At 45.9% G+C, this 23254-nt stretch carries 17 protein-coding genes; 4 read left to right on the plus strand and 13 right to left on the minus strand.

Annotated features, from left to right (window positions below):
- Positions 1 to 184: 184 nt before the first annotated feature.
- From JMX92_RS01470 to JMX92_RS01485, 4 genes are all read right to left on the minus strand, one after another.
- Positions 185 to 1546, minus strand: a complete 1362-nt coding sequence (locus tag JMX92_RS01470; protein ID WP_110817335.1) for a serine hydrolase domain-containing protein — start codon at positions 1544 to 1546, stop codon at positions 185 to 187.
- Between the two features lie 72 nt (positions 1547 to 1618).
- Positions 1619 to 2149 carry a beta-lactamase hydrolase domain-containing protein gene (locus JMX92_RS01475; protein WP_201543492.1) on the minus strand — a complete coding sequence of 177 codons (531 nt, stop codon included), beginning with the start codon at positions 2147 to 2149 and terminating at the stop codon, positions 1619 to 1621.
- A gap of 134 nt (positions 2150 to 2283) precedes the next feature.
- A complete protein-coding gene (locus JMX92_RS01480) occupies positions 2284 to 3180 on the minus strand; it encodes a MaoC family dehydratase (protein WP_011960629.1) in 897 nt (298 codons plus the stop codon).
- Positions 3181 to 3345: 165 nt separating this feature from the next.
- Positions 3346 to 4746, minus strand: a complete 1401-nt coding sequence (locus tag JMX92_RS01485) for a 3-oxoacyl-ACP reductase (protein WP_011960630.1) — start codon at positions 4744 to 4746, stop codon at positions 3346 to 3348.
- 640 nt (positions 4747 to 5386) lie between these two features.
- On the opposite strand from JMX92_RS01485, the gene JMX92_RS01490 reads away from it, so the two are divergent.
- Positions 5387 to 7213: an acetyl-CoA C-acetyltransferase gene (locus tag JMX92_RS01490; protein ID WP_227675228.1), complete on the plus strand. Its 1827-nt coding sequence runs from the start codon at positions 5387 to 5389 to the stop codon at positions 7211 to 7213.
- 109 nt (positions 7214 to 7322) lie between these two features.
- On the opposite strand, the gene JMX92_RS01495 is transcribed toward JMX92_RS01490, so the two are convergent.
- The 7 genes from JMX92_RS01495 to rsmG all read right to left on the minus strand — a co-directional run bounded on the left by JMX92_RS01495 (position 7323) and on the right by rsmG (position 15639).
- Entirely contained in the window at positions 7323 to 8450 is a 1128-nt protein-coding gene (locus JMX92_RS01495; RefSeq protein WP_227675234.1) for a DNA polymerase III subunit delta', read from the minus strand.
- Positions 8451 to 8519: 69 nt separating this feature from the next.
- On the minus strand, positions 8520 to 9347 hold the full coding sequence (gene kdsB, locus JMX92_RS01500; protein WP_201543496.1) for a 3-deoxy-manno-octulosonate cytidylyltransferase: 828 nt from the start codon (positions 9345 to 9347) through the stop codon (positions 8520 to 8522).
- Between the two features lie 133 nt (positions 9348 to 9480).
- Positions 9481 to 10608, minus strand: coding sequence for a tetraacyldisaccharide 4'-kinase (lpxK, locus tag JMX92_RS01505; RefSeq protein ID WP_201543498.1), 1128 nt, complete (start codon positions 10606 to 10608; stop codon positions 9481 to 9483).
- Between the two features lie 170 nt (positions 10609 to 10778).
- A complete protein-coding gene (msbA, locus tag JMX92_RS01510; RefSeq protein ID WP_413786851.1) occupies positions 10779 to 12611 on the minus strand; it encodes a lipid A export permease/ATP-binding protein MsbA in 1833 nt (610 codons plus the stop codon).
- 128 nt (positions 12612 to 12739) lie between these two features.
- A complete protein-coding gene (locus tag JMX92_RS01515) occupies positions 12740 to 13828 on the minus strand; it encodes a ParB/RepB/Spo0J family partition protein (protein ID WP_155587385.1) in 1089 nt (362 codons plus the stop codon).
- A 240-nt stretch (positions 13829 to 14068) separates the two neighbouring features.
- Complete coding sequence (locus JMX92_RS01520; protein ID WP_011960638.1) at positions 14069 to 14842, minus strand: ParA family protein; 774 nt, start codon at positions 14840 to 14842, stop codon at positions 14069 to 14071.
- A gap of 119 nt (positions 14843 to 14961) precedes the next feature.
- Positions 14962 to 15639, minus strand: coding sequence for a 16S rRNA (guanine(527)-N(7))-methyltransferase RsmG (gene rsmG, locus JMX92_RS01525; RefSeq protein WP_011960639.1), 678 nt, complete (start codon positions 15637 to 15639; stop codon positions 14962 to 14964).
- A gap of 176 nt (positions 15640 to 15815) precedes the next feature.
- On the opposite strand from rsmG, the gene JMX92_RS01530 reads away from it, so the two are divergent.
- From JMX92_RS01530 to JMX92_RS01540, 3 genes are all read left to right on the plus strand, one after another.
- Complete coding sequence (locus JMX92_RS01530; protein ID WP_201543512.1) at positions 15816 to 18248, plus strand: Lon protease family protein; 2433 nt, start codon at positions 15816 to 15818, stop codon at positions 18246 to 18248.
- A 107-nt stretch (positions 18249 to 18355) separates the two neighbouring features.
- Positions 18356 to 19423, plus strand: coding sequence for a helix-turn-helix transcriptional regulator (locus tag JMX92_RS01535; RefSeq protein ID WP_201543514.1), 1068 nt, complete (start codon positions 18356 to 18358; stop codon positions 19421 to 19423).
- A gap of 113 nt (positions 19424 to 19536) precedes the next feature.
- Positions 19537 to 20196 carry a TerD family protein gene (locus tag JMX92_RS01540; RefSeq protein ID WP_110816643.1) on the plus strand — a complete coding sequence of 220 codons (660 nt, stop codon included), beginning with the start codon at positions 19537 to 19539 and terminating at the stop codon, positions 20194 to 20196.
- A gap of 91 nt (positions 20197 to 20287) precedes the next feature.
- On the opposite strand, the gene JMX92_RS01545 is transcribed toward JMX92_RS01540, so the two are convergent.
- Together JMX92_RS01545 and JMX92_RS01550 are read right to left on the minus strand one after the other, a co-directional pair.
- Positions 20288 to 21283 (minus strand): ion transporter, encoded by a 996-nt coding sequence (locus tag JMX92_RS01545; protein ID WP_011960643.1) that lies wholly within the window; start codon positions 21281 to 21283, stop codon positions 20288 to 20290.
- Between the two features lie 177 nt (positions 21284 to 21460).
- Positions 21461 to 23146 (minus strand): 2-oxo acid dehydrogenase subunit E2, encoded by a 1686-nt coding sequence (locus JMX92_RS01550; protein WP_201543516.1) that lies wholly within the window; start codon positions 23144 to 23146, stop codon positions 21461 to 21463.
- Positions 23147 to 23254: the final 108 nt, after the last annotated feature.

Genomic DNA, 23254 nt, shown 5'->3' on the forward strand with positions numbered 1-23254 from the left:
GGCTTTGCCCATACTGTATTGGTATAAGATGAGCAGGCGTAGTCGGGCTCTGGGATTGCGCTCAGTCTTTGAGTGTTTGCCAAAGTCATGGTCTTCTAGGTTATGTATTGGTATGGTCATCAGTAGACTATACTATATATTTTGGGTTTGGTATTATTTTCAGGTTTAATTTACGAATCTACGCTTAATCAATTGACTTGCTAAAGTGCGCCAAAATAGCCTCAATTAAAGCGAACTGACGAATGTCAGTGGTCATAGTAACGTCATAATTGTGCACATAGGCCACCGCCAGCTGTTTTTGGGTATCACACCAAGCCATAGAGCCGTTGTAACCCATATGACCGAAAGCATACTGCAGATTCTCAGCAGGCTGACAGCGGCTAAATATACGGTGATACCCTAGGCGCCAATGCATGCTTTGAGGATGAGTGGCCGGCATAATCGCATCACTGCCTGCCACATGAACACTCGATAACTCATCAAACACCGACTCATCAATCAACCGTTTGCCTTGCCAAATCCCTTTATTGGCAAGCATGGCGTACATCTTAGCCAAGGCGTCGGCTGAAGCCACATTATTGGCCGCCGGTATTTTTGCCATCAAAGATTCAGGGGTATGATAATTAAATTCAGAGCGGCCGGCCGGCACCAACGCATACTTGAAGTCTTGCATCTTAACGCCACTCATATCAAAGTATAAATTGGCAATCTGCAAGGTTTTAAGCGGTGCATCAGACTGCTTTTGACCCAGTAGCTGCTGCCAGCAGCTGTAGCTTGGCAAGCTTTGATAAGCGGCCAAGGTGGCCTCTGAATCAGAGCGCAGCTTGGGTTTAGCACTTCTTTTTTTGACAGCTTTGTCAGCCTCATCTTCATTGATAGCGTCAGCTTCTACTAAGCCCATCACCGTATCAAAGTCGTCAAAGTTGCTAACCACCGTGCCCACCTCACCAATCTTATCGGCCGGCACCCCAAAATACATACTGTCACTAATACCTAAAGGCTCAGTCAAATACTGCTGTAAGGCTTCATTTAGAGACAAGTTAGTGGCTTTCTCGATTAGGCCCCCAATCACCCATCCCGAGACTAAAGCACTATAGGCACTTTCGGCCTGCTCATTAAAGGTGGCTTGGGGCGGCATCTGCTCAACACGCTGCAGCATCAGTTGCCAATCTGTTAGCTCTGGGGCAAAGTCAGTGATGGCTTGAATATTAAACAGTCCTGAGCGGTGAGTCAGCACTTGTCTCAAGGTAATTTGTTGCTTGCCATTGGCGGCAAATTCAGGCCAGTACTGGCTAATGGGCTGATCATAAGCCAAAATCTTATTAGAGACTAAGATATGGACTAAAGTTACCAATACGCCTTTCCCAGTCGAAAAATTCAGCCCCAATCTGTCTTTGTTCCAGCTTAAACGCGGGGTCGCTTGTCCCACAGAAGCCTGGGCCACAAGCTGCCCTTTATGATAGACCACCACAGCGCCGCCAACAGGGGCATCTTCAAGCTGTAGCTGGGTCATGATTTGGGTCAGTTGGTTTTGCAAGTTATCCATAAAGTCACTCAATGTATCGGCAAATAACGTGGTAAAGGTAAAAGCATTAAGCTTATTAGCGCTCTTAATCAATCAGCGAGGTACCAATAAGCGCATACGCACCTCTTCTTCTAGCCCCGTTAGCCCATGTTCTTTGCCTTGCTGCATGGCAGTGTCCATCTTGCGACCTCTTAACCAGCCCGCTCGCAGCGCCATACAAGCCCCGACACGATTGCCTGAGCCGCAGTGTATTAAGGTTTTTTTGCCATGATGGGTGCGCAGGGCTTTATCGAATTCTAATAAATTGACTTGTTTTAAGTCCTCTGCGCCAGCAATGGGCAAGTGAGTATAGCTGATGCCCTGAGCCTCTACCGCCGCTCGCTCATCAAAGCTTAGCTCAGACTCAGGTTGTAGGTTTATGATATGCTCAATACCCGCTTCAGCCGCTTTTACTACCTGTTCAGCAGACAGCTTGCCTGATACCACAGTCTGAGCATTGGGGAATTTGGCATTTTCTAATACTGGGGCTAAAGCAGCTTCAAGTGATATCTCAGCAGACTCACTGACACCTTCATCCTTAGTATCAGCAGATAAATTTTCGGACGTTGCCTCATCTTTTGACATATTAAATCCTTAAAAACACAACAAATTCAGCTAAGGAGTCCCTCCCTAGCTGACTAAACAGCTTCTTTTATACCAGCCGCTGTGCCCTTATTACCAATAAAACGTCTGGTATAAACATCAGCGTACCTGTCATCTTACAGTTTCTTGATAACACCGGTTAAATGGGGTCTTTTATTTTTAGCATTGTATAGATTAAATACAACCTGCTCTGAGTCTTTTAGGTTGTCTGCATTGTCGCCAATAAGCTCAACTTCTGATGGCAAGAAGATAGGCAGCTTAAAGGTAACATCCACGCGATAAGCTTCTGGCAGATCCATAAAGCTTAAGCATTTAGCTTTTGACCACATCCCATGTGCAATGGCTTTCGGAAAGCCAAAAGCTTTCGCGGTCACAGCATGCAAATGAATTAAGTTAAAATCCCCTGAAACCATAGCATAACGACGACCAATATCTTCTGGCACGGCAAAGATACTGTGAATATCATTTTGCTGAGCCTCAAGCGTTTCGCTCACGACCTTTGGTTTTTTGGTCGGACTACCGCCCTTGGTCTTTTGGCGGGATAGATAAGTAGAGGTGCCTTCCCAAACCAGCTCATCTGCGCTGTGAACTTGGGTAACAAAGTCAAACTGCTTGCCTTTGTCATGATCACGTAAATTGGCAAAGCTCACTTCCATAGTGACCACTTCGGTATCAGCAATGCGGCGATATTGAGTCACTGAGTTGGTGACGTGTACTAGCCCTAGCATAGCAAATGGGAAGGCTTCATCAACCATCATGTTCATCTGCAAGGTTTGAGATAAAACCGCAAAGTAAGTGGGCGGTACTTGACCATTGTCGGCAAAGCCACAAATGCGGCGGTAATCTTGTAGATTTGACTGATCAATGATTAACTCACCGACCTTGTAGCTGGCTTCTGGTAGAGCTTGTTGTTCTTCCTTATGGCTCTTTCCTATGACCGGTAATAATGATTTTAGTATTTTGGTATAGGTTTTACTGGCTTCAGGCAAGCTCTTGAATTCACGGGCTGTCATATAAAATCCTTGTTAAAATGTCATCTCAACTTTGTAAAATAGCCATCACTTCGATGGCTATTTTACAATACAGCGGCAGGTTTGGGTAAATTACTGCTATTTAGTTACGGCTTAGCACCTAGCATGACTGGGTTCATGTCAAATAGCAATAAAATTTATAGGCAATTAAGCGCCCAATAGACTTTGACCACAGACACGTACGATGTTGCCATTTACGCCGCCTGAAGCAGGTGCTGCCAACCAAGCAGTGGTTTCTGCCACATCAATGGGTAGACCACCTTGACTCATAGAGTTCATACGACGGCCCGCTTCACGGATAGTCAAGGGAATGGCGGCTGTCATTTGGGTTTCGATAAAGCCAGGTGCGACTGCATTAATAGTGATGCCTCTACCTTCAGCTTTTAGCTTCTTAGCGGTGGCTTGAACCAAGCCGATGACGCCCGCTTTCGAGGTAGCATAGTTAGTTTGACCTAGGTTACCGGCGATACCTGAGATTGATGATACACAGACGATACGTGCATTTTCATTCAATACATCATTATCAAATAGGTAATCGTTAATCATGGCGATACTTTGCAAATTGATGTTGATAACCATATCCCACTGCTTGTCATCCATCTTAGCCAGTGTCTTATCACGGGTTATCCCTGCGTTATGAATAATGGCATCTAGACCATTACGTTTGGCTGCAGCTTCTGCAATCTTCTCGCCAGCATCATCAGCTGTGATATCTAGAGCGAGGGTTGAGCCACCAATTTCGCCAGCCACTTTTTGTAAATCGGCTTGCTGCTGCGGCACATCTAAGCAAATAACATGTGCGCCATCACGCGCCAATACGCGTGACATAGACTCACCAATACCACGGCTTGCGCCGGTCACAAGTACCGTCTTGCCAGCCAGTGGCTTAGACCAATCTACATCGACCACACTGCCTGCACCCACACGAACTACTTGACCTGAAACATAAGCAGAGCGTGCCGACATAAAGAAGCGTAGCGTTGAGTCTAAATTCGCCTCTTCACCTTCACTCACATAAATAAGCTGCGCGGTAATACCGTTTTTGAACTCTTTACCGACAGATTTTACAAAGCCTTCTAGGGCGCGCTGTGATAATGTTTTGCCAATACGGTCGCACTCTTCTGGTGGACGACCAATAATGATCACACGGCCTGATTTTTCAACTTGACGTGCCACAGGATGGAAAAAGTCATACATCTCTTTTAAGTCAGGGGCATGAGCAATGTTACTGGCATCAAAAACCAATACTTTATATTTTTCAGTGTGCCCTTCGCTGTCTTTGGCTTCTACGCCTGCACCTGACAAAACGTCTTTGTGTGCATCATCGCCAGCAACGTATACCTCAGCATGTAGTGAACTTAACACTTGGGCGATGGCATCACTTAGACGGCTATCGTCTCCTGAGGCTGAGCCAAATAATACGCTACCACGGACGACTTTTTCACCCGGCTCAAAACGATCTAGTTTAGTCGGTAAAGGCAGTCCTAAATTTTTAGCCACTTTTTTTCCTAGCGGTGACTGTACAAACTCTCCATAGCGATCTGACATAATATCTCCTAATTTATAATATGGTGGATGAAACAATAGAATGCTTTAGCAATTCAGGGTCATGATAATGAGTGATATTTTCAGATTTAATAAGGGTTATTACACAGAAAACTGCGACTGATCAGTTCATATTTACTACCAAATCGTGCACAGCTCACCCACCTCACGACGCCTTAAAACTTACTAACTACTACCGCTGATTATCAGTGCAACCCTTAATCTCAAAGAGATACGGCCCTCATGTAAATGCAGGGTATCTAAGTTTTATCTTAGCAACATTCGCTTCACACTGGTAACGAGTTGCCCACTAACAGAAACGATATAAGATTGCCTATTATTAATGATGTGATAAAATAAAACCTAATGTTATGAGTGCACTTAACAACGATAACATTATATTATTATAGACCAACACGCCATACAATGCTTTAGTAACAATGTTAAAATTATCTCTACTTACCTAACAAGTATATTGCTGTAATCTAAACAACAATTTGAATAACAATGAACTGGGATTATATACGATTATAGCAAGCACCTAAAGCAAACAGGCCCTGCAAATGACCGTCTTTGACTCTCATTGGGTGGCTTTTAAATAAAACTTTTGGTAAATAAAACTTTTGGAATATAAGGACGTTAAATGAGTAATTCTAATCAATCAAATAAATCTGCTGACAAATCCTCTGCGGTGACCTCCACTGTGGTGAACAAAGCGGGTGAGTCATTACTAAACGATACTAACAATGCCGCCCCGACCAAAGACTCAAACACCACATCAGACTTCTCAAAATTACAGCAAGAAGTCGTCTCCACCTCAAAAACTGAGGCAGATACCGTCATCAGCGAAGATCGCGCTGCCAAACAAAAGATTATTGCCGAAGCCAAAGCACAAGCACAACAAGAAGACAATCTGTCTCAAATCGATGAGCCTGCGCAAGAAGCCACACAAGTTAAAGACAATAAAGCGGACGACGCTCAAACTCAAAAAGAGTCTAATCAAACTGAATCTAAACAAGCGCAAGAACAAGCCACCAAATCTACTGCTGAGGCGCCCAAGCAAGAAGCTTCAGACAACACCAATCAAACCCAAAAACAGTCTGGTGATAAGCCCGCTAACCAATCACCTGCTGATAAGTCAAAAACCAACAAGGAAAGCTCAATGTCAGACAATTCAAAAACCTCGAATCTTCCTCGCCGCGTCGCTATTTTAGGCGGTAACCGTATTCCATTTGCACGCTCTAATGGTCCCTATGCTGACGCCAGCAACATTGACATGTTAAGCGCCGCTTTAAACGGTCTGGTTGAGCGTTATGAATTACAAGGTGAGCGTGTTGGTGAAGTCGTGGCCGGTGCGGTATTAAAACTAAGCCGTGACTTAAACCTAACCCGTGAGTCGGCGCTTAATACCGCTCTTGACCCACAAACACCTGCCTATGATGTCTCTCAAGCCTGTGGCACTGGTTTACAAGCCACTTTTGCTGCCAGCAATAAAATTGCTCTAGGCATTATCGATTCGGCCATTACTGGTGGTGTGGACACCACTTCAGATGCCCCTATTGCTGTGGGTGATGGTCTACGCAAAGCCTTAATCAAACTAGGCGCCGCTCGCAATAACAAACAGCGCCTAAGCGCCCTAACCAGCATCAATCCAAAAGAGCTTATCGATGCGCCGCAAAATGGTGAGCCACGTACCGGTCTATCTATGGGTGATCACCAGGCCATTACCGCTTTAGAATGGAACATCAGCCGTGAAGCACAAGATGAGTTGGCAGTAAAAAGCCATCAAAACCTAGCCCGTGCCTATGAAGAGGGCTTCTTTGATGACCTAATTACCCCATACAAGGGCTTAACCCGTGATAACAACTTACGTCCAGACTCTTCACTAGAAAAATTAGCGACGCTAAAACCTGTATTTGGTAAACGTAACGCTAACCCAACCATGACAGCAGCCAACTCTACCCCTCTAACCGATGGTGCTTCTTGTGTCCTACTGGGTACAGATGAGTGGGCTGAAGCTCATGGCCTAAAACCACTGGCTTATATTGTCCATCAAGAAACTGCTGCTGTTGATTTTATTGGCAAAAATGGCCCTAAAGAAGGTCTGTTAATGGCACCTGCTTACGCTGTACCTCGTATGCTTGCACGTGCTGGCCTAACTTTACAAGACTTTGACTTCTATGAAATCCATGAAGCCTTCGCCTCACAAGTACTGTCGACTCTAGCCGCCTGGGAAGATGAGACTTTCTGTAAGGAGCGTTTGGGTCTTGATGCCCCACTAGGGTCTATTGACCGCAGTAAACTAAACGTTAATGGCTCATCACTGGCTGCAGGCCATCCATTTGCAGCAACCGGTGGTCGTATCCTAGCCACTGCTGCTAAGCTACTGGATCAAAAAGGATCAGGCCGTGCACTGATTTCAATCTGTGCAGCAGGTGGTCAAGGTGTCACTTGTATTTTAGAAAAATAAGCCCTTAGCTATTTTAATGAACCTTAGCTATTTTAATAAAGATAAAATAAGTTAAGCACAGCTAAAAAAAAGAGCCTCGGTGATGAATCGAGGCTCTTTTTTTATGCGGTTATAACAAGGCTAACGCTGCCAATAATTGATCATAAGCCATTTTATCGTTGACGTTTTGCTGACACGCTATTTTCACATCCTCAATCACAGTCATTAACGCTTGGATGGACTCAAGCTTAAGCTCAGTAATAGATTGATATTGCGCCAATGCCAAATCTTGCTGCAAGGTGGGCATCCCTAAGCATTGACGGCTAAAATCCATCAGCATAAATTCTGATAGTTTAATAAAGTCATCCAAAGACAGCTGCTTTTGCCAATAATCACTGGCCGCTATGGCGCTGCGCTTGCCGGCTCTGAGTGCCAGCCAAACCTTAACCCAAGTACCACGCTGCTGGTACCAAGCACTGCTTAGCATCTCTAAGGCAGCCAGCGGCGCGCCATTAGACAGCTTCAATGCTTGGGCCACTTGCTCAGATAAAGGCGCCGCATTATCCGATTGAGCGGGGTTTTGAGTGTGTTGTGAGACATGATTCTCTAAATAAGCAACAACCTGTTCATGCGCCATAGGATCCATCGCCACTTGCTGCACCCGGCTTCTGATGGTGGGCAATAATTTGGTAGGCATATCGCTAATCAGCAGCAAATGAATGCCCTCACGCGGCTCCTCTAAGGTTTTAAGCAGCGCATTGGCTGCAGCCACTGTCATCTTATCGGCATAATCAATAACGCAAGCCCGGCGTCCACTACTGCCCTGGCTAATAAAAGGCTGCAGCTCTCGAATGTCATCAATCTTTATAGACGGCTTTACCAAAGCTTTAGCCGCCTCATTCTCAGACGCTTTTTTGGTATTGGATTTACCGCCTTTGGTTGCAGTTGCGGCCTCCACCTCTAAACTTGGCAAACTGCTGATGGGCAACACCTGCAAATCAGGATGCGTCCCAGAGGCGAGCCATTGACAGCTTTGACACTGACCACATGCGCCTTGCTGCGAGCTTGGCTGCTCACGATTATCACAAAGTAGCCAAGCCACAAAGCGCCATACAAAAGCACGTTTACCAATCCCCTGCATCCCAGCAAATAACAAGCCATGCGGTAGACGCTCATAGCGTGCTATCAAGTTGTCCCAAGCAGTTTGCTGCCAAGGTAATACTGGGGCAAAATAGACCGGCTGCTCAGTGCTCATGATTTATAGATTTCCTAATAAAGAATGGGTGGAATATGATAAATATAGACTCAAACCTATCTAACCCTCTGCTTACTGTAGCTCGCTAATCGGTAATGCGTTAAGACGGTCTAAATCCTCTTGCAGATCTACTCCTGGCGGCAGCTGAACCGAGGCAGCTTCGATGGCAATTTTGCCTCCATTTTCAAGCACCCGCAGTTGCTCTAAGCTCTCTAAATTCTCCAAGATGCCCGGCGACCAACGCACAAAGTCTTGCAGTAGTTTTACACGATACGCATAGATACCTAGATGACGGTAAGCCTGCTTAGGCACTGTCAGCGGTGGCTGATGCGATCCCTCAGGCTGCTGCACCATCGCCATCGCATGATCTCTATCACAAGGGATAGGCGCACGACTAAAGTATAGGGCATGCTTTAAGTTATCAGTCACCACTTTGACGACCGAAGGACGCATGAATTCTTGGTAATCTAAGATAAGCTCATATAAGGTGGCCATCACGCAATCGGGTTTATTTACTAACAAGTCTTTGACCTGCTCTAATAGCTGTGGTGGCACCAAAGGCTCATCACCTTGCATATTGACCACGATATCCTCTGCGTCCCAGCCTTTTTTTTGTGCCACCTCACTGAGTCTATCGGTACCTGAGGCATGATGGGCATCGGTCATTACTACCTCATAACCAGCTTGCTGGCATACTGCTGCAATGCGCTCATCATCAGTGGCAATACACAAGTCATCCGCAAAGGTAGCTTGACTGGCTTTTTGTGCCACCCAAAGAATCATAGGTTTACCATGAATCTCTAATAGCGGCTTACCGGGCAAACGGGTGCTCTTAAAGCGGGCTGGAATTACAATATGTACTTTTGGCTTTGGGAGGGCTAAGTCAGATACTAAGGTCATAAACGCTCTCTTTATTATTTAATGCAAGCAGATTATTTAGTGCAAGCAGTGACCGCTAAACATACCGCACTGCACATTATTGGCTTCAATTATCCATAAAATCATATCAGCTGAATATACTTAGGCCCGCAGTCTACCTGTTAACACCCAGCGAGGCCAGCTGACTCATTAAAGTGCGATAACAAGGCTGGGATAAGACCGCTTGTACCGGTAACACCCAGATAGACAACTGCTGCAACTCAGGGCTAGAGGCTACCAAAGGCGCAATTTTTACCGCATCTTTTGAAGTAATAACTACCGGATACTCAGTCAAACTGGCCAAATCTTGAGCAGTAAACTGATGATGGTCGGGCATGGGTTTTTCAATCACCTCATAGCCTAGTGCGCTTAGGGTATTAAAAAACCGCTGTGGATAACCAATCCCGCTCACAGCATATACTTGATTAACAGTGGCAGGATTGATAGCCACTTGATGGGCTAATAATGGGGTAAGCTTACCCGGCTGCAAATGCATGGTGAGCTTGGGCTCCGCTGAGGGTGCGCTATCGGCGTTAAACTTAGTGGGCGACTGATGATAAATCACCGTACCTTGTCTGAGTCGGCGAATCGGCTCACGCAAAAACCCAGTGGGCAACAGCTGTTTATTACCAAAGCCACGTGCACAATCTACCACAATCCACTCAAGATCACGCTGCAGCTTATAGTGCTGTAAGCCATCATCAGCGATGATAAGCTCGGTGGCAGGCTGATATTGCATGATACTGGCAATGGCCTGCTGACGATTGGGGCATACCGCAACCACTGCTTGAGTCTCACGTACAATTAAGCAGGGCTCATCGCCCACCTCACTAGGCTTACTGTCTACGGTGACGACCTGCGGCATCGCTGACTCATCTCCACCATAGCCACGGCTTATCACTGCAACAATGATACCTTGCTGTTGTAGATAATTGACCAGTGCGATGATCAATGGCGTTTTACCACTACCGCCCACTGTGATGTTTCCCACCACCAACACTGGGACAGGCGCTTTATAAGAGGACAATACCCCTGTTTTATACAGCTTACGTCTAAGATAAGTTACTGCCCCATATAGACCACTGAACGGCCATAATAACCACAGCCACCAAGCCTGCTTTTGCCATGCATTAACCAGCCCAAGCTCAAGATTTGAAGCGCTGTTCTCTGCGCGACTCTCAGCTTGCGCCTTAGCTGCATGCGTCGTTTGGTTGGCATTATTTTTTGATGGCAGTGTGGTCATAATGAAGGCTACAAAAGTAGAAAAGAGAAGATGCCTAAGCGAGTATTAACAAGACATACGCTTCGTAACACGGCCCATTTTAAACAGGGTAGCTTACGAAGTGTGTATTTTACTGCTTAGGCTATTTTAGATGTTAATCCATATGTTAGGTTATCACTGTATTTATAACCTCAGTGGTTTTTATTAAACTCACTCTCTGCAAAATCTCTATCATACATGTGCGCATAGTGCCCCGACAAGGCCATCAAAGACTCATGTGTGCCTGATTCAATAATGCGCCCACCTTCCATCACTACAATTTTGTCAGCGGACTCAATGGTGGTTAAACGGTGCGCAATAACCAAGGTGGTTCTGTCTTGCATCACGTTATCCAATGCCTGCTGAATATAGTACTCAGACTCGTTGTCCAAAGCACTGGTGGCCTCATCTAATATCAGTACCGGTGCATCTTTTAGTAAGGCGCGTGCAATCGATAAACGCTGACGCTGACCACCAGATAGCTGTAGGCCTTCGGCACCAATATTACTGTCATAGCCTTGCGGCAATGCCATGATAAAGTCATGCGCAAAAGCAGCTTTGGCTGCCGTCACCACTTGCTCATCAGTCTTGGTAGATAAGTCGCCATAAGCAATGTTATGGCGCACTGTATCATTAAATAGGACCACTTGTTGATTGACCATACCCACCTGAGCCCGTAGCGCCGTTAGTGAAATCTGATTTAGAGGTAGACCGTCTAAATAGATGGTGCCTTCAGTGGGGTCTAAAGTACGTGTTAATAAGTTGACCAAGGTGGTTTTACCGGCGCCACTTTTGCCGACGAAGGCGACTGTCTCACCAGCGTTAACTGTCAGATTAAAGTCTCGTAAAGCCTGGGTACCATCAGGATACTGCATAGAGACATGCTCAAAGCGAATCTCGCCTTTGGCCTTATCTAAATGCTCTCCTGTATCCTGCTCTTCAGGCTCATCTAAAAGCGCAAAGATAGATTCACCAGCGGCAATACCACGCTGTAGTTTTTCATTGACATCCGTCAGATTACGTACTGGCTTACTAAGTAGACCGGCGGCGGTCAAATAGGCAATAAACTCACCTGCCGTGGTATTGGAGATCACATCAGGACGCAGCGCCAGCCAAATCACAACGGCCAACGCAGAGGCCATTAACAGCTGTACTGCAGGGGTATTAATGCTATTGGTCACCACAATTTTCATGCCCTGCTTTAGGTTTTTTAGCGAGGCTCTTTCAAAGCGGCCTTGCTCATAGCTTTGACCGCCATAGTTTTTGACCACCTGATAGCCTGTGATAACCTCATTGGTAATGTGGCTGACATCCCCCATGGTCTGCTGAATACCTTTTGACAGCTTAAGATAGCGCTTAGACGCCTTTTGTACCAATAACAAAATCGGTGGTAGCACCACAAATAAGATTAAGCTTAATCGCCAGTTGGAGTACAACAAATAACCCAATAAAGAGACCACCGTTAAGCCATCACGCAGCATGGTCTTTAACGAGTCGGTACTGGCAGATGTCACCTGCTCGACATCAAAGATAAGCTTGGAGGAGATGGTGCCTGAGGGATTGGCTAAAAAGAAAGCGTTTGGTAGCCGCAGCAGCTTATCGAACACTTCAACACGCAGTTTATAGACGAGGTTTCGTGAGATTAAAGCTGAGAAATAGTTGCCCAAAAAAGAGCCTAATCCCCGCACAAAAAATAGCAACACGATCAAAAAGGGAAACAAGTTGCGCTGCGACTGATTGCCGTGGTTAATGGCATCTGTGATGTACTGAATTAACTTAGCAATACCCACCTCAGTGGCGGAGTTGATTGCAAAGCCTACTATGGTTAAGGCAATCGCCCACCAATAAGGCTTGATATATTGCATTAAACGCAAATAAGTTTGAGTACGGGTTTTTGTTTCTGGGTTGCCAGAGACAGGCTTTGGCGGGTGACTCTGGCCAGAAGAAGTTGACGACGCCTGATTAGCCGATGGATTAGTCATCATATGCCTTATTATCAATTATAATTTAAAGCGCTAGCAAAACTGCTGACAGCTTTAAGCTAACTATATTATATGGCTCGCCTTTGACTGGCTTGAATAATAACAGTAAAGCTGTCCTTCAAGCTTTTGGACTATGTCTTAAAGTGCTGTAGCAGTGACTCAAGCTCTTCGTGACTTTGGAAGAATATCTCCATACTGCCCTTGCCACCTTTTTTCTGCTTTAATTTTACGGTAGCCCCCAGATAATCTGATAACTGCTGACTGAGCTTTTCCACTTCTGCATCTGCTTCAAGTGTGGCAGGCTTACTGCTTTTTTCAGGGTTTAAAATAGACTTTACAAGTTTTTCTGCATCACGGACAGTCATAGAAGACTCTATGATCCTCTCAGCGATGATCGGCTGCTGCTCAGAGGACAGTGATAAAAGTGCGCGCGCATGCCCCATATCTAAGTGGCCTTCGCTTAAATGCGTTTTGACCTCTTCATGCAAGTGATTAAGACGCAGCAAGTTTGATACCGTGGTTCTCGCCTTTCCAACCACGTCAGCAATCATGGCATGGCTCATACCAAACTCGGTATGAAAGCGCTGTAAAGCAGCAGCCTGCTCTATCACAGACAAGTCTTCACGTTGAATATTTTCGATAAGCGCCAGCGCAATGGCCAGCTCATCAGACAAGGCGCGTTCAATAGCAGGGATGGTCGGCTGTCCTGCCATTTTTGCGGCCCGCCAGCGGCGCTCACCAGCGATGATCTCATGGGTGATACTGTCTGAGACTTTCTCTTCTGTGGCCAAAAGCGGGCGAATGACGATTGGCTGCATCACGCCATGCTGTTTGATAGAAGATGCCAGCTCGCTAAGCGCTGTCTCGCTCATATCACGTCTGGGCTGATATTTACCAGCCTGTAGACGCTCCACCGCCATCTGCACCAAAGTCATCTCTTCTTCGGCATCACTGGGCAGCACCTCAGATTTTGGGCTAACCGCCGCAGCTTTTGGCCCCGCTATTTTCTTTTTTAGTGCCGCTTTTTTGGCACCATCAGCCCCTAAGCTTGCCACTGATTTTTCAGCAGAAGGGGCTGTCTGAGCTAAGGCTTCTTTGGCCTCGCGCTCAACTTGTCTATCGTCACGTAAGGCGGCAGCTGTGATTGCTTTTTCTTTTTTAATAGACCCGAGTAGAGCATCTAACCCTCGGTTTGCAGCTAATCCACGCTTTTTTGCCATGTTGGTTATCCTCTACTACCTGCTTACCTGATCTATGAAGTTATTTGTTGGCTGCTGTATCATTTAAGCCGTTTTATCACAAATAACCAAAAATCTGAGATGATTAATGATATTAAACCCCGTCACTTAAGGGGGGTTCATTTTAATGAATTGTACGCAGCTTGCAAGGGCAATCCTCACTTATTGCCGTGTTTGCCCCATTTATTTTACCCACCTGTACCAAATACTGGCGTATAAAAACTACTCAGGCGTTATTTGCAATTGACGCGATTGCTTAATAACTTCTGTGGCAAGCTTGCGATAAGCCTGTGCCCCTTTTGAGCTTTTTTCATAATCTAGTACTGGCATACCATGAGCCGGCGCTTCGGCCAAACGTACGTTTCTTGGAATAATGGTTTTGAACATTAAATCGCCAAAATGTGCTTCAAGCTCAGCCGATACATCATTGGCCAAGGTATTACGTGAATCAAATAAGGTTCTCAGCACGCCACGGATATGCAGCTGCGGATTAAGCTCTTTGAGTCTATCGATGGTCTGTGACAAGTCAGCCAAGCCCTCTAGTGCATAGTACTCACACTGCATAGGAATGATGACCCCTTGAGTGGCTACCATGGCATTAATGGTGAGCAAGTTTAAACTTGGCGCACAGTCAATAATCACATAATCGTAGCCTCGTAGCGATGTCATGGCTTGACTGAGCAGTAAGTGACTGTCGCTTTTGCCCATCAAAGTGATATCAATACCTGACAGATCACGGTTTGAGCCAACCACATCAAAGCCGGCAGGGCTTGGGTATACCGCCTCAGTTAACTCAACCCCATCAAGCAGCACATCAGCAATGGTCAACTCAAGCGCCCGCTTCTCAAGACCAGTACCTGATGTGGCATTGCCTTGCGGATCTAAATCAATAAGCAATACTTTTTTGCGGCGGCCTGCCAAGCTTGACGCTAGGTTTACGGCTGTGGTGGTCTTTCCCACCCCGCCTTTTTGGTTTGCAATTGCCAGAATTTCCATAGGGTTACTCGTGTTACCTCAATAAAAGCAGGTTGGTTTAAATGTTAGGATAAAAACGATAGATTAAAAATTTTACTTAAGATGTTGCAAGCAAGCGCTATAAATACAGGTGCCAATACTTAGATCACAATCTTATGTAACTCAGTTAAATGCCGTGTCTCATGCAAATAAGGCACACTCAAAGCGATATTATCGATTTGCCATTGATCTTGAAGCACCTGAAGCTCTTGTGGCTCAGGTATCAAGCCCTTCATGGCTTGTAGCCAACCGCCTTGTGCTAATCTTGGCGCCGCTGCTTCTACAAAATCTGTCAAACTGGCAAAGGCTCGAGAGGTCACCACAGCAAATTTATCCCCTTCATCAGGATTAAAGTTCTCAATGCGGCTGGCCACAGGTGTGACATTCGTCACTTGCAGCTCGCTTATCGACTGACGGATGAAGCGAATCTTTTTTTGATTGCTATCAAGTACAGTAATGGGTCGCTCAGGCTCACAAATGGCCACGATAACGCCAGGCAAGCCGGCACCGGTACCAATATCTAACAGCTTACCTGGCTTTAGATGCGGTAAAATGGCTAAGCAGTCAATGACATGCTTAATCAATGCCTCTTTTGGCTGCTTGATTGCGGTCAAATTATACGCTTTATTCCAAAATAATAGCTTGTCTAAATATAGCAATAATTTGCGGCGTTGTTCAGCGCTAATGTCTATTTTTAATTGAGTAATCGCCTCTAATAACAGCGTATCAAGCTCATCGTATTGATTAAATATCACTTTAAATTCAGCGGTGTTCATCATCTTATCAGTACCATACTGTATTATAATACAGGCAAACCCTGGGTTTAATTAAAGCCAAACAGCCTAGCGGGGCATTATAACACGTTCATGATTTTTTTAGATGTTATCCCCAATTTATCCTACGAGATACTCAGCAATATTTCACTTTTTGTTTTACTATTTGATTTGAGCCAATTATGTCTACCCCTAAGTCGCCGAGTGCTACTACCAAAAAAATGTCTGATAAAAAAAACAGCCCATCAAGCTTAAACTGTCATTCCGGCGCTGCTCGCTTTGATAAATCAGGCAATCGTACCAACAAATCTAAGCCAACTGAGCGAACAGTAGCGCAGATTAAGCATCACTGCAAAGTCGCCGCTAACAAACTCAAAAAGCACACTGACCCCTCACAGCTACCGACATCTACCCAAGTAGCAAATAAGCTTGAGCTAGGCTTCGGTCAAGCGCGGGCCGTTCACGCCCTACAGACTGCCTTTGATATCTGCGCCAATGGCTACCATGTGTTTGCGGTGGGTGAGAATGGCCTGGGTAAACGTACCTTTATTACTCAGTATCTCATAAACCAAGGTCATAACTGTCAAAAATATACAGACCCTTTAGACTGGATTTATACTTATAACTTTATCGAGCCTACTAAGTCTTGTGCCTTGGCGCTAAAAGCTGGGCATGCACGCGTCGTCGAGCAAGCGTTACTCACCATTTGGCAGGCACTTAGCCAAGCGCTTGCCGATCAGTGGCAACAAGCGCAACACAACGCCCAAAGCGCTCATTGTAGTGTCTTAGCCGCGTCGCTGCAACAAAGCGCAGATAAGCTATTAACCTCTTTATTCACACAGCACGTTGATGCGCTGCTAGATCAGTATGCTGATGACACAGCGCTTGCCGAGCCTTTTATGCGCTATGTGGCTCAGGTTAAGCAAGATATGATCCAAAATGCGGTGGCCATCGCTTGCAGTCAAATTGCCAACCAAGCCCACAGCCATGACAGTCGCTTTTATGTAGGGCCATTACAGCGCTTACCGGAGCGCTACAGCCTGACGATTATGGTCAGCCCAAGCTTAGCATCGACGCCATCGCTGACCAAGCCTTTAGTGCAGCACACACCGGATGGGGCACCGATTGTATTTGAGCCTTATCCCAAGTTATCGAATTTGCTTGGATATATAGATCAAGCCCGCCATCATGGCAGCGATGTGAGCAGCCATCGCTTGATTCAGCCAGGCGCGCTGCACAGAGCAAATGGGGGCTATCTGCTTATTGAGGCGGCAAGTCTGGCCAATCATCCAGAGGCCTGGCAGGCCCTTAAGCTTGCGTTACAAACTGGCCGCTTAGATTTGGCCCATTACCGTCAAAGCGATCATATTGGTGGGTGGTCGCTTATCCCCGACCCCATAGCCTTGAATGTCAAAGTTATTTTGTTGGGCGATTCAGAGTTATATGATCAGTATGCTGAGCAAGATACTGAGTTTAATGCACTATTTAAGGTACGCGCGGACTTTCATGAAGAAATCAGACGCACCGCCGACAATGAGCACGCCATGAGTGGCAAAATGGCTGATATTGTTAATAAATATCAGCTCAAGCATTTTGATAATAAGGCGCAAGCTGTCGTGCTTGAGTATTTAAGTTTGCAATGTGAGGATCAAAACAAGCTAAGCTTACACACCGATAGCTTAATTCAAGTATTGCTAGAAGCCAATCGTCATGCCCAACTTGCTCAATTAGCTTTGGTGGGTGCCGCTCAGGTCAAGCAGGCGCTACAAGACATCAGCTATCGCTCAAGTTATCTAAAAGAGCTGTATTTGCAAGAAATTACCGATGGCCAGCAGCTCATTAACACCTCAGGCACGGCTGTGGGACAAATCAATGCGCTGACCATTATTGACTATGCCGACAGCGAATTTGGTATGCCTGCACTGCTAACTGCTGTGGTGCAACACAGTGTCGGCTCATCCGGCGATATTTTAGACATTGAGCGTGATGTGGAGCTTGGCGGCAGTCTTCATGCTAAGGGCATGCTGATTATGAACAGCTATTTGCGCGCGCTATTTAGCCCTTATCACCCACTAAATTTCACCGCTTCACTGGCCTTTGAGCAAAGCTATGCTCATATTGATGGAGACAGCGCCACTTTGGCTGAAGCCTGTGCACTACTGTCTGCGCTGGCAGACATCCCCATCTCTCAGGCTTTAGGCATCACCGGCTCAATGAACCAATTAGGCCGAGTACAAGCGGTCGGTGGTATCAATGCTAAGGTTGCCGGCTTCTTCGATGCCTGCCTGCACCAAGGTTTAACCGGCAATCAAGGCGTTATTCTACCGCATGCCAATATCTCTCAGCTGATGCTACGTGATGATATCATTGCTGCCGTAAACGCCAAAAAATTTCATATCTATGGGGTAAAAAGCTTGAGTGATGCACTGACCATCTTAGCCGACATGCCGGTGGATACTTTAAATAAAAAGGGCCGTTATCACAAATCAAGCTTATTTGGCAAAATCATTAAAAACTTAAAAAAATGGGAAGAGCAGCTCAATCCGCCTGAGGAAATGGAAGATGAGTCAAATTCTGGAGAACAAAAACCAACCAAGCCCAATAAAACCCAGTAACCAGTATAAGCCCTACTACCTGCTGCTAAAATGTGCTATTTTTTGATAGGTGGTATGTGTTTTATTAACCAATCTATAATTGATGATGACCTTTGTGAGCATAAGATATGAGCCTAAGTAAGGACACCTCCAATGATAAAAGCGGTGCGACAGAAGCCAAGTCTGCCAATAACAGTACCGCTACCACAGCCCGACAATGGGAGTTACTGAACCTATTAGAACGTGGGAGCTGGCGGGGCACCCATCATTTACATGAGCAGCTGCACTTGGCCAACTTCGATGTCAGTCTACGCACTGTACAGCGTGATCTTAACGCGTTATCCAAACGCTTTCCTATCGAAAAAAACAACGCCAACCCCCAAGGCTGGCGCTGGAAGGAAGATGCGCCTGTACAAAGCTTACCGCACATGAACTTATCGCAGGCTGTGGCGTTCAATATGGTTGAAGCCAATTTAGCCCAGCTGTTACCACCGGCCATATTAGATGAGCTGTTCCCTTGGTTTGACTTGGCGCGCCGTCAGCTTAAAGACAGCAAGATTACCCACAATTGGCTAGATAGAGTCCGCATTGAGCCCGCCACTCAGCCCCTCATTGCCCCTGAGATTTGCCGCGAATCCAAAGACTCTATTTATCAAGCCATTTTTTATGAGCGTCAAATCAGCGCGCACTATACCCGCCGTGATAAAGATACCGCCGGTGAGTATCATCTCAACCCCATTGCCATTGTGCAGCGCGGTGTGGTGATTTATCTGCTTGCCACTAAGGTCGATGACCCTGATGAGGTGATACGCACCTTTGCTCTACACCGCTTTACTGAAGTTAAGGTAGAAGATACTCAAGCCGTCATTCCTGCCAACTTTGACCTAACCACCTATCTTGACTCAGGCGGTATGGGCTTTGCGCACTACTTATTTAGAGAGCTGCCCAATCACGGTAAAAACACTCAGATAAAACTGGTCTTCAATGGCAAAGCCGGCACCAGCCTGACTGAAAGTCGCCTCAGTGAAGATCAAAGAGTGGTCGATGATGAGCAAAGCAATACGCAGACCATCACGGCCACTGTGAACTTGACCTCTCAGCTGGTATGGTGGCTGCGCGGCTTTGGCAAACGACTGATTGCTATTGAACCTGAGATATTGGCTCAAGCGGTTTATCAAGATGAAGCTGCTCAATAGCGGATAGACTCAAAAGCTAGCAAAAACCAACAAAGTGCGATAATCTTATTTATGACACTGCCTTTAAATGGTCTAATTTTTTTTAATTGCCTTAATTCAATCAGGAGTTTCACTTGGCCTTTAGTACTTCAAGCTCAGCTGCCGCATTAGATACCAATAGCCGCACTCCCTCACACCTGCTAAGTGAGCTGCCAATAAAGGGCTCAACCTTGCTGTTTGGACTTAACTTTAAATACACTCAGGTGGTCAAAAAAGGGTTTATCAACCGCATTAAGGGCAATAAACAAACCTTAGATTTGGATTTGTCTTGTCTATTGTTCGACGAGCGGCTGCACTTGGTCGATACTGTCTGGTTCAAACAGCTGCGCGATAACTCCAGCGCCATACGTCACCAAGGTGATAGCCTAAATGGTAAGGACAGAGGCTCAGCCGCTGAGCTTGACCGCAATGTCGATATGGAAACTATAGAATTAAGACTGCCTCGCCTGCCTGATGAGGTGCATCACGTGGCGCTGTTGTTGTCTTCTTATTATGGCTATCCACTCAATCAAGTGGAGCGTGGCAATATCTACATCAGTGACGATGAGGGCAATGAGATATATACCACTGACCTAACCTTACTTAGTGGTGACAGTGCTGCTTTGTGTGTGGCAGTGTTGAGCCGAGAGCTGGGTGAATGGCGCTACACCCAGCAAGAGCTACCGCTAACTGAGTGCGCCATGCCAAAAATGACTGAACAAGTGCGCCGTGAGTTAGCGCGTATTTACGGTTAAATTAACCCTCAAAAAAGCAGGCCTAGATATGATGTCTAGGCCTGCTTTTTTTGGTCGCTGCGATACTGGTTAGACACTAAGTCTTGATATATTACAAATGCTCACCGCAATGCGGGCAGTAGTTTTTCTTATCAAGCTCTGCCATTTTGTGCTCGTATTCTTTTTCACGCAGTAGCTGTAATATCACCTCTTCAGCCTGATCTTTACTCAGTCCCAGCTCACGCCTGGTCTGGTCTATTTTAAACCTATCTTTTATTAGGTTCATGCTCTCATCTTCTAACAACAGCTCACGAAATCTTTGTTCCAATTGATCGCGTCTCTGCTCAAGCTCACTGGCCAAGCCTGAGGCTAAAATACCCGCGGGTAAGGCGGCCAAACCCACCCCTAAGATGGTAATCACTGCCCCCAAAAACTTACCCACTGTGGTCACCGGAATAACATCACCATAACCCACTGTCGTTAAGGTCACTACCGCCCACCACATAGACTTGGGAATAGACTCAAATACTTCAGGCTGTGCTTGGTTTTCGACGACATAAATACCACTAGCTGCCGTGACAATCATAATCAGCAAAATAAAAACAACCGCTTTAAACGATTCTTTTTCTTTGTGTAGCACAATCAATAAGATGCGCATAGCCGCAAAGTAACGGGTCAATTTAAGCAATCTAAACAGTCTTAATACCCGTAAGAAGCGCAAATCTACGGTGACAAAGTAATTTAAAAATGCTGGCGCAATAGACACAAAATCAATAATTGCGCCCGGGCTCTTTATCCAGTTCCAGCGGCGGCGCCAATGAGACAGCGTAGGATCAGCATCTTTATCGCGCTCGACAATGGCCCAAAGCCGCATTAAATACTCTACACTGAAAATGACCAAAGAAAAGTTTTCAAAGGCAGTAAACAAAGCTTGATTGGGAAAATACCACGCATCAACTGACTCAGCGATAACGGCTGAGACGTTAAGTAAAATCAGCACTATTAAGAACCGATCAAAGAAACGGCTCAATGACGTCTGATAGGATTCATTTTCAATAATGTTATAAACTCGTTCTCTAAACTGCAGGTATAGCGGATTGGTAAACATAGCAAACTTCAGTGAGTGAGGGTCAAAAGCAAGACAAAAAATGCGTTCTTCAGCCGATATTATAAAGGAGCGCCTGTCGATATACTAACACCCTTTACCAAAGTCAAAAAAAAGCCTTTGATGGGACAACCCATCAAAGGCAATTGTTGTGACTTATTGTTTAGCAATACGCTGTGACTATAGCAAAATACGTCTTGGGTCTGCCAACAGCTTAGCAATGTAGCGGGTAAATACAGCGGCATCTGCACCATTAATAACGCGGTGATCATACGACAAAGACAGCGGCAGCATTAAGCGTGGCTCAAAGTTTTGTGTTTTCTCATTCCAGCGAGGCTGCATGGTCGCTTCAGAAACCCCTAAGATGCCCACTTGTGGCCAGTTGACCAGCGGCGTAAAGTAAGTACCGCCTAGGTTACCTTGACTTGAGATGGTAAAGCTTGCGCCTTGTAAGTCTTTGGCACCCAACTTCTTATCACGCGCTTTGGCAGCCAGCTCACCAATTTCGATGGCGATCTGTTTAATGCCTTTGTCTTGAGCGTCTTTAATGACCGGCACAATCAAACCATCATCTGTCGCAACCGCAATACCCATATTCACCGTTTTTCTAATATGAATTTGAGTATTATCATCACTTAGGTGACTGTTGAACTTAGGATGCTGCATCAATGCGTAGGCGGTGGCTTTGACGATGAAAGCTAGGATTGTTAAGCCAATGCCTTGCGCCTTAAATTCACCTTTTAACTCACCACGCAGTTTCTCAGTCTCAGTAATATCAGATAAGTCAAACTGAGTCACCTGCGGCAAATAAGTGTTGTAATTTAGCTGCGGAATAGACACTTTTTGCAGGCGACTTAAGTCTTGGGTCTCAATCTCACCCCAGATATCTGTCTTACTCATGTCTGGTAAACTTGGCAGACCTGAGCTGACTACAGCACCAGTAGATGCAGCGGCAGAGCCCGTTTGCATATGGGCTTTTACGTAATCAAACACATCTTCTTTTAAGATGCGTGCATTAAGCGCTGTGCCCTCTACTTGAGTGATATCTACGCCTAGCTGACGCGCAAGCTTACGCACCGCAGGTCCTGCATAGACATCGGTAAGCTTGGCATTGACTTGCTGCTCACTAAGCTTCGCTGGTGCCTGACTTTGATTTTGCGCTGTTGGTTTTGGTGCGGCTTGCTTGGCGCTCTCAGGCTTATCTTGTGCTTGAGGCAGCGCTTTATTCGACTCGCTTTCTGACTTAGCCGGCGCGGCGCTTGCAGCAGCTTCTGGCGCACCTGCTGCCTTAATGACAATAAAATCTTGACCGTTGGCTACTTTATCACCAGCGGCCACCAAAATCTTCTCGACAACGCCGGATACTGGCGATGGTACTTCAACAGAGGCTTTGTCTGATTCTACCAATAATAAAGACTGCTCAGCTTCTACGCTATCACCGACGCTGACCATAATCTCAGCAATCTCAGCTTCATCCACACCCAGGTCTGGTAGCGGATAGGTCTGAGAAGTGGCAGCAGCCGGCTTATCTGCTGCTTGTGTTTGAGTTTGAGCTTCAGGCTGTGACGCTTCTTGTGATGCTTGCTCAGGCTCAGCTTCAGCTTCTGGCTCAGCTTTAGGCTGTGAGTCTGTCTGTGCAGCGTCTGCTTCAATCTCAATAAGTACTGAGCCTTCGCTAACCGTATCACCAAGTGACACCACAATCTTAGTCACAGTACCACTGGCTGAGCTGGGCACTTCTACCGCAGCTTTGTCTGATTCTAATAAGACAATATTATCATTTTCTGTAATGACATCACCGACCGAGACCATAATCTCGCTTACTTCGGCACTATCCACACCTAGATCGGGGGCTTTAATTTCCATATCTGTTCTCCAGCATTTATATAATTAGACAATGAGCGCTCATTGGATAAGCTCAAGCGATGACTGATCATATCAAGCCAGTTTGCTTTGGCTTTATCCAATGAGGCT

It is taken from the genome of Psychrobacter sp. H7-1 (assembly GCF_904846585.1).
GTDB lineage: Bacteria > Pseudomonadota > Gammaproteobacteria > Pseudomonadales > Moraxellaceae > Psychrobacter > Psychrobacter raelei.

What these genes read in the sequence shown, in the direction of transcription:
- JMX92_RS01470 (WP_110817335.1), bottom strand. Translation starts at nt 1,546, where the DNA reads ATGGATAACTTGCAAAACCAACTGACCCAAATCATGACCCAGCTACAG.
- JMX92_RS01475 (WP_201543492.1), bottom strand. Translation starts at nt 2,149, where the DNA reads ATGTCAAAAGATGAGGCAACGTCCGAAAATTTATCTGCTGATACTAAG.
- JMX92_RS01480 (WP_011960629.1), bottom strand. Translation starts at nt 3,180, where the DNA reads ATGACAGCCCGTGAATTCAAGAGCTTGCCTGAAGCCAGTAAAACCTAT.
- JMX92_RS01485 (WP_011960630.1), bottom strand. Translation starts at nt 4,746, where the DNA reads ATGTCAGATCGCTATGGAGAGTTTGTACAGTCACCGCTAGGAAAAAAA.
- JMX92_RS01490 (WP_227675228.1), top strand. Translation starts at nt 5,387, where the DNA reads ATGAGTAATTCTAATCAATCAAATAAATCTGCTGACAAATCCTCTGCG.
- kdsB (WP_201543496.1), bottom strand. Translation starts at nt 9,347, where the DNA reads ATGACCTTAGTATCTGACTTAGCCCTCCCAAAGCCAAAAGTACATATT.
- lpxK (WP_201543498.1), bottom strand. Translation starts at nt 10,608, where the DNA reads ATGACCACACTGCCATCAAAAAATAATGCCAACCAAACGACGCATGCA.
- msbA (WP_413786851.1), bottom strand. Translation starts at nt 12,611, where the DNA reads ATGATGACTAATCCATCGGCTAATCAGGCGTCGTCAACTTCTTCTGGC.
- JMX92_RS01515 (WP_155587385.1), bottom strand. Translation starts at nt 13,828, where the DNA reads ATGGCAAAAAAGCGTGGATTAGCTGCAAACCGAGGGTTAGATGCTCTA.
- JMX92_RS01520 (WP_011960638.1), bottom strand. Translation starts at nt 14,842, where the DNA reads ATGGAAATTCTGGCAATTGCAAACCAAAAAGGCGGGGTGGGAAAGACC.
- rsmG (WP_011960639.1), bottom strand. Translation starts at nt 15,639, where the DNA reads ATGATGAACACCGCTGAATTTAAAGTGATATTTAATCAATACGATGAG.
- JMX92_RS01530 (WP_201543512.1), top strand. Translation starts at nt 15,816, where the DNA reads ATGTCTACCCCTAAGTCGCCGAGTGCTACTACCAAAAAAATGTCTGAT.
- JMX92_RS01535 (WP_201543514.1), top strand. Translation starts at nt 18,356, where the DNA reads ATGAGCCTAAGTAAGGACACCTCCAATGATAAAAGCGGTGCGACAGAA.
- JMX92_RS01545 (WP_011960643.1), bottom strand. Translation starts at nt 21,283, where the DNA reads ATGTTTACCAATCCGCTATACCTGCAGTTTAGAGAACGAGTTTATAAC.
- JMX92_RS01550 (WP_201543516.1), bottom strand. Translation starts at nt 23,146, where the DNA reads ATGGAAATTAAAGCCCCCGATCTAGGTGTGGATAGTGCCGAAGTAAGC.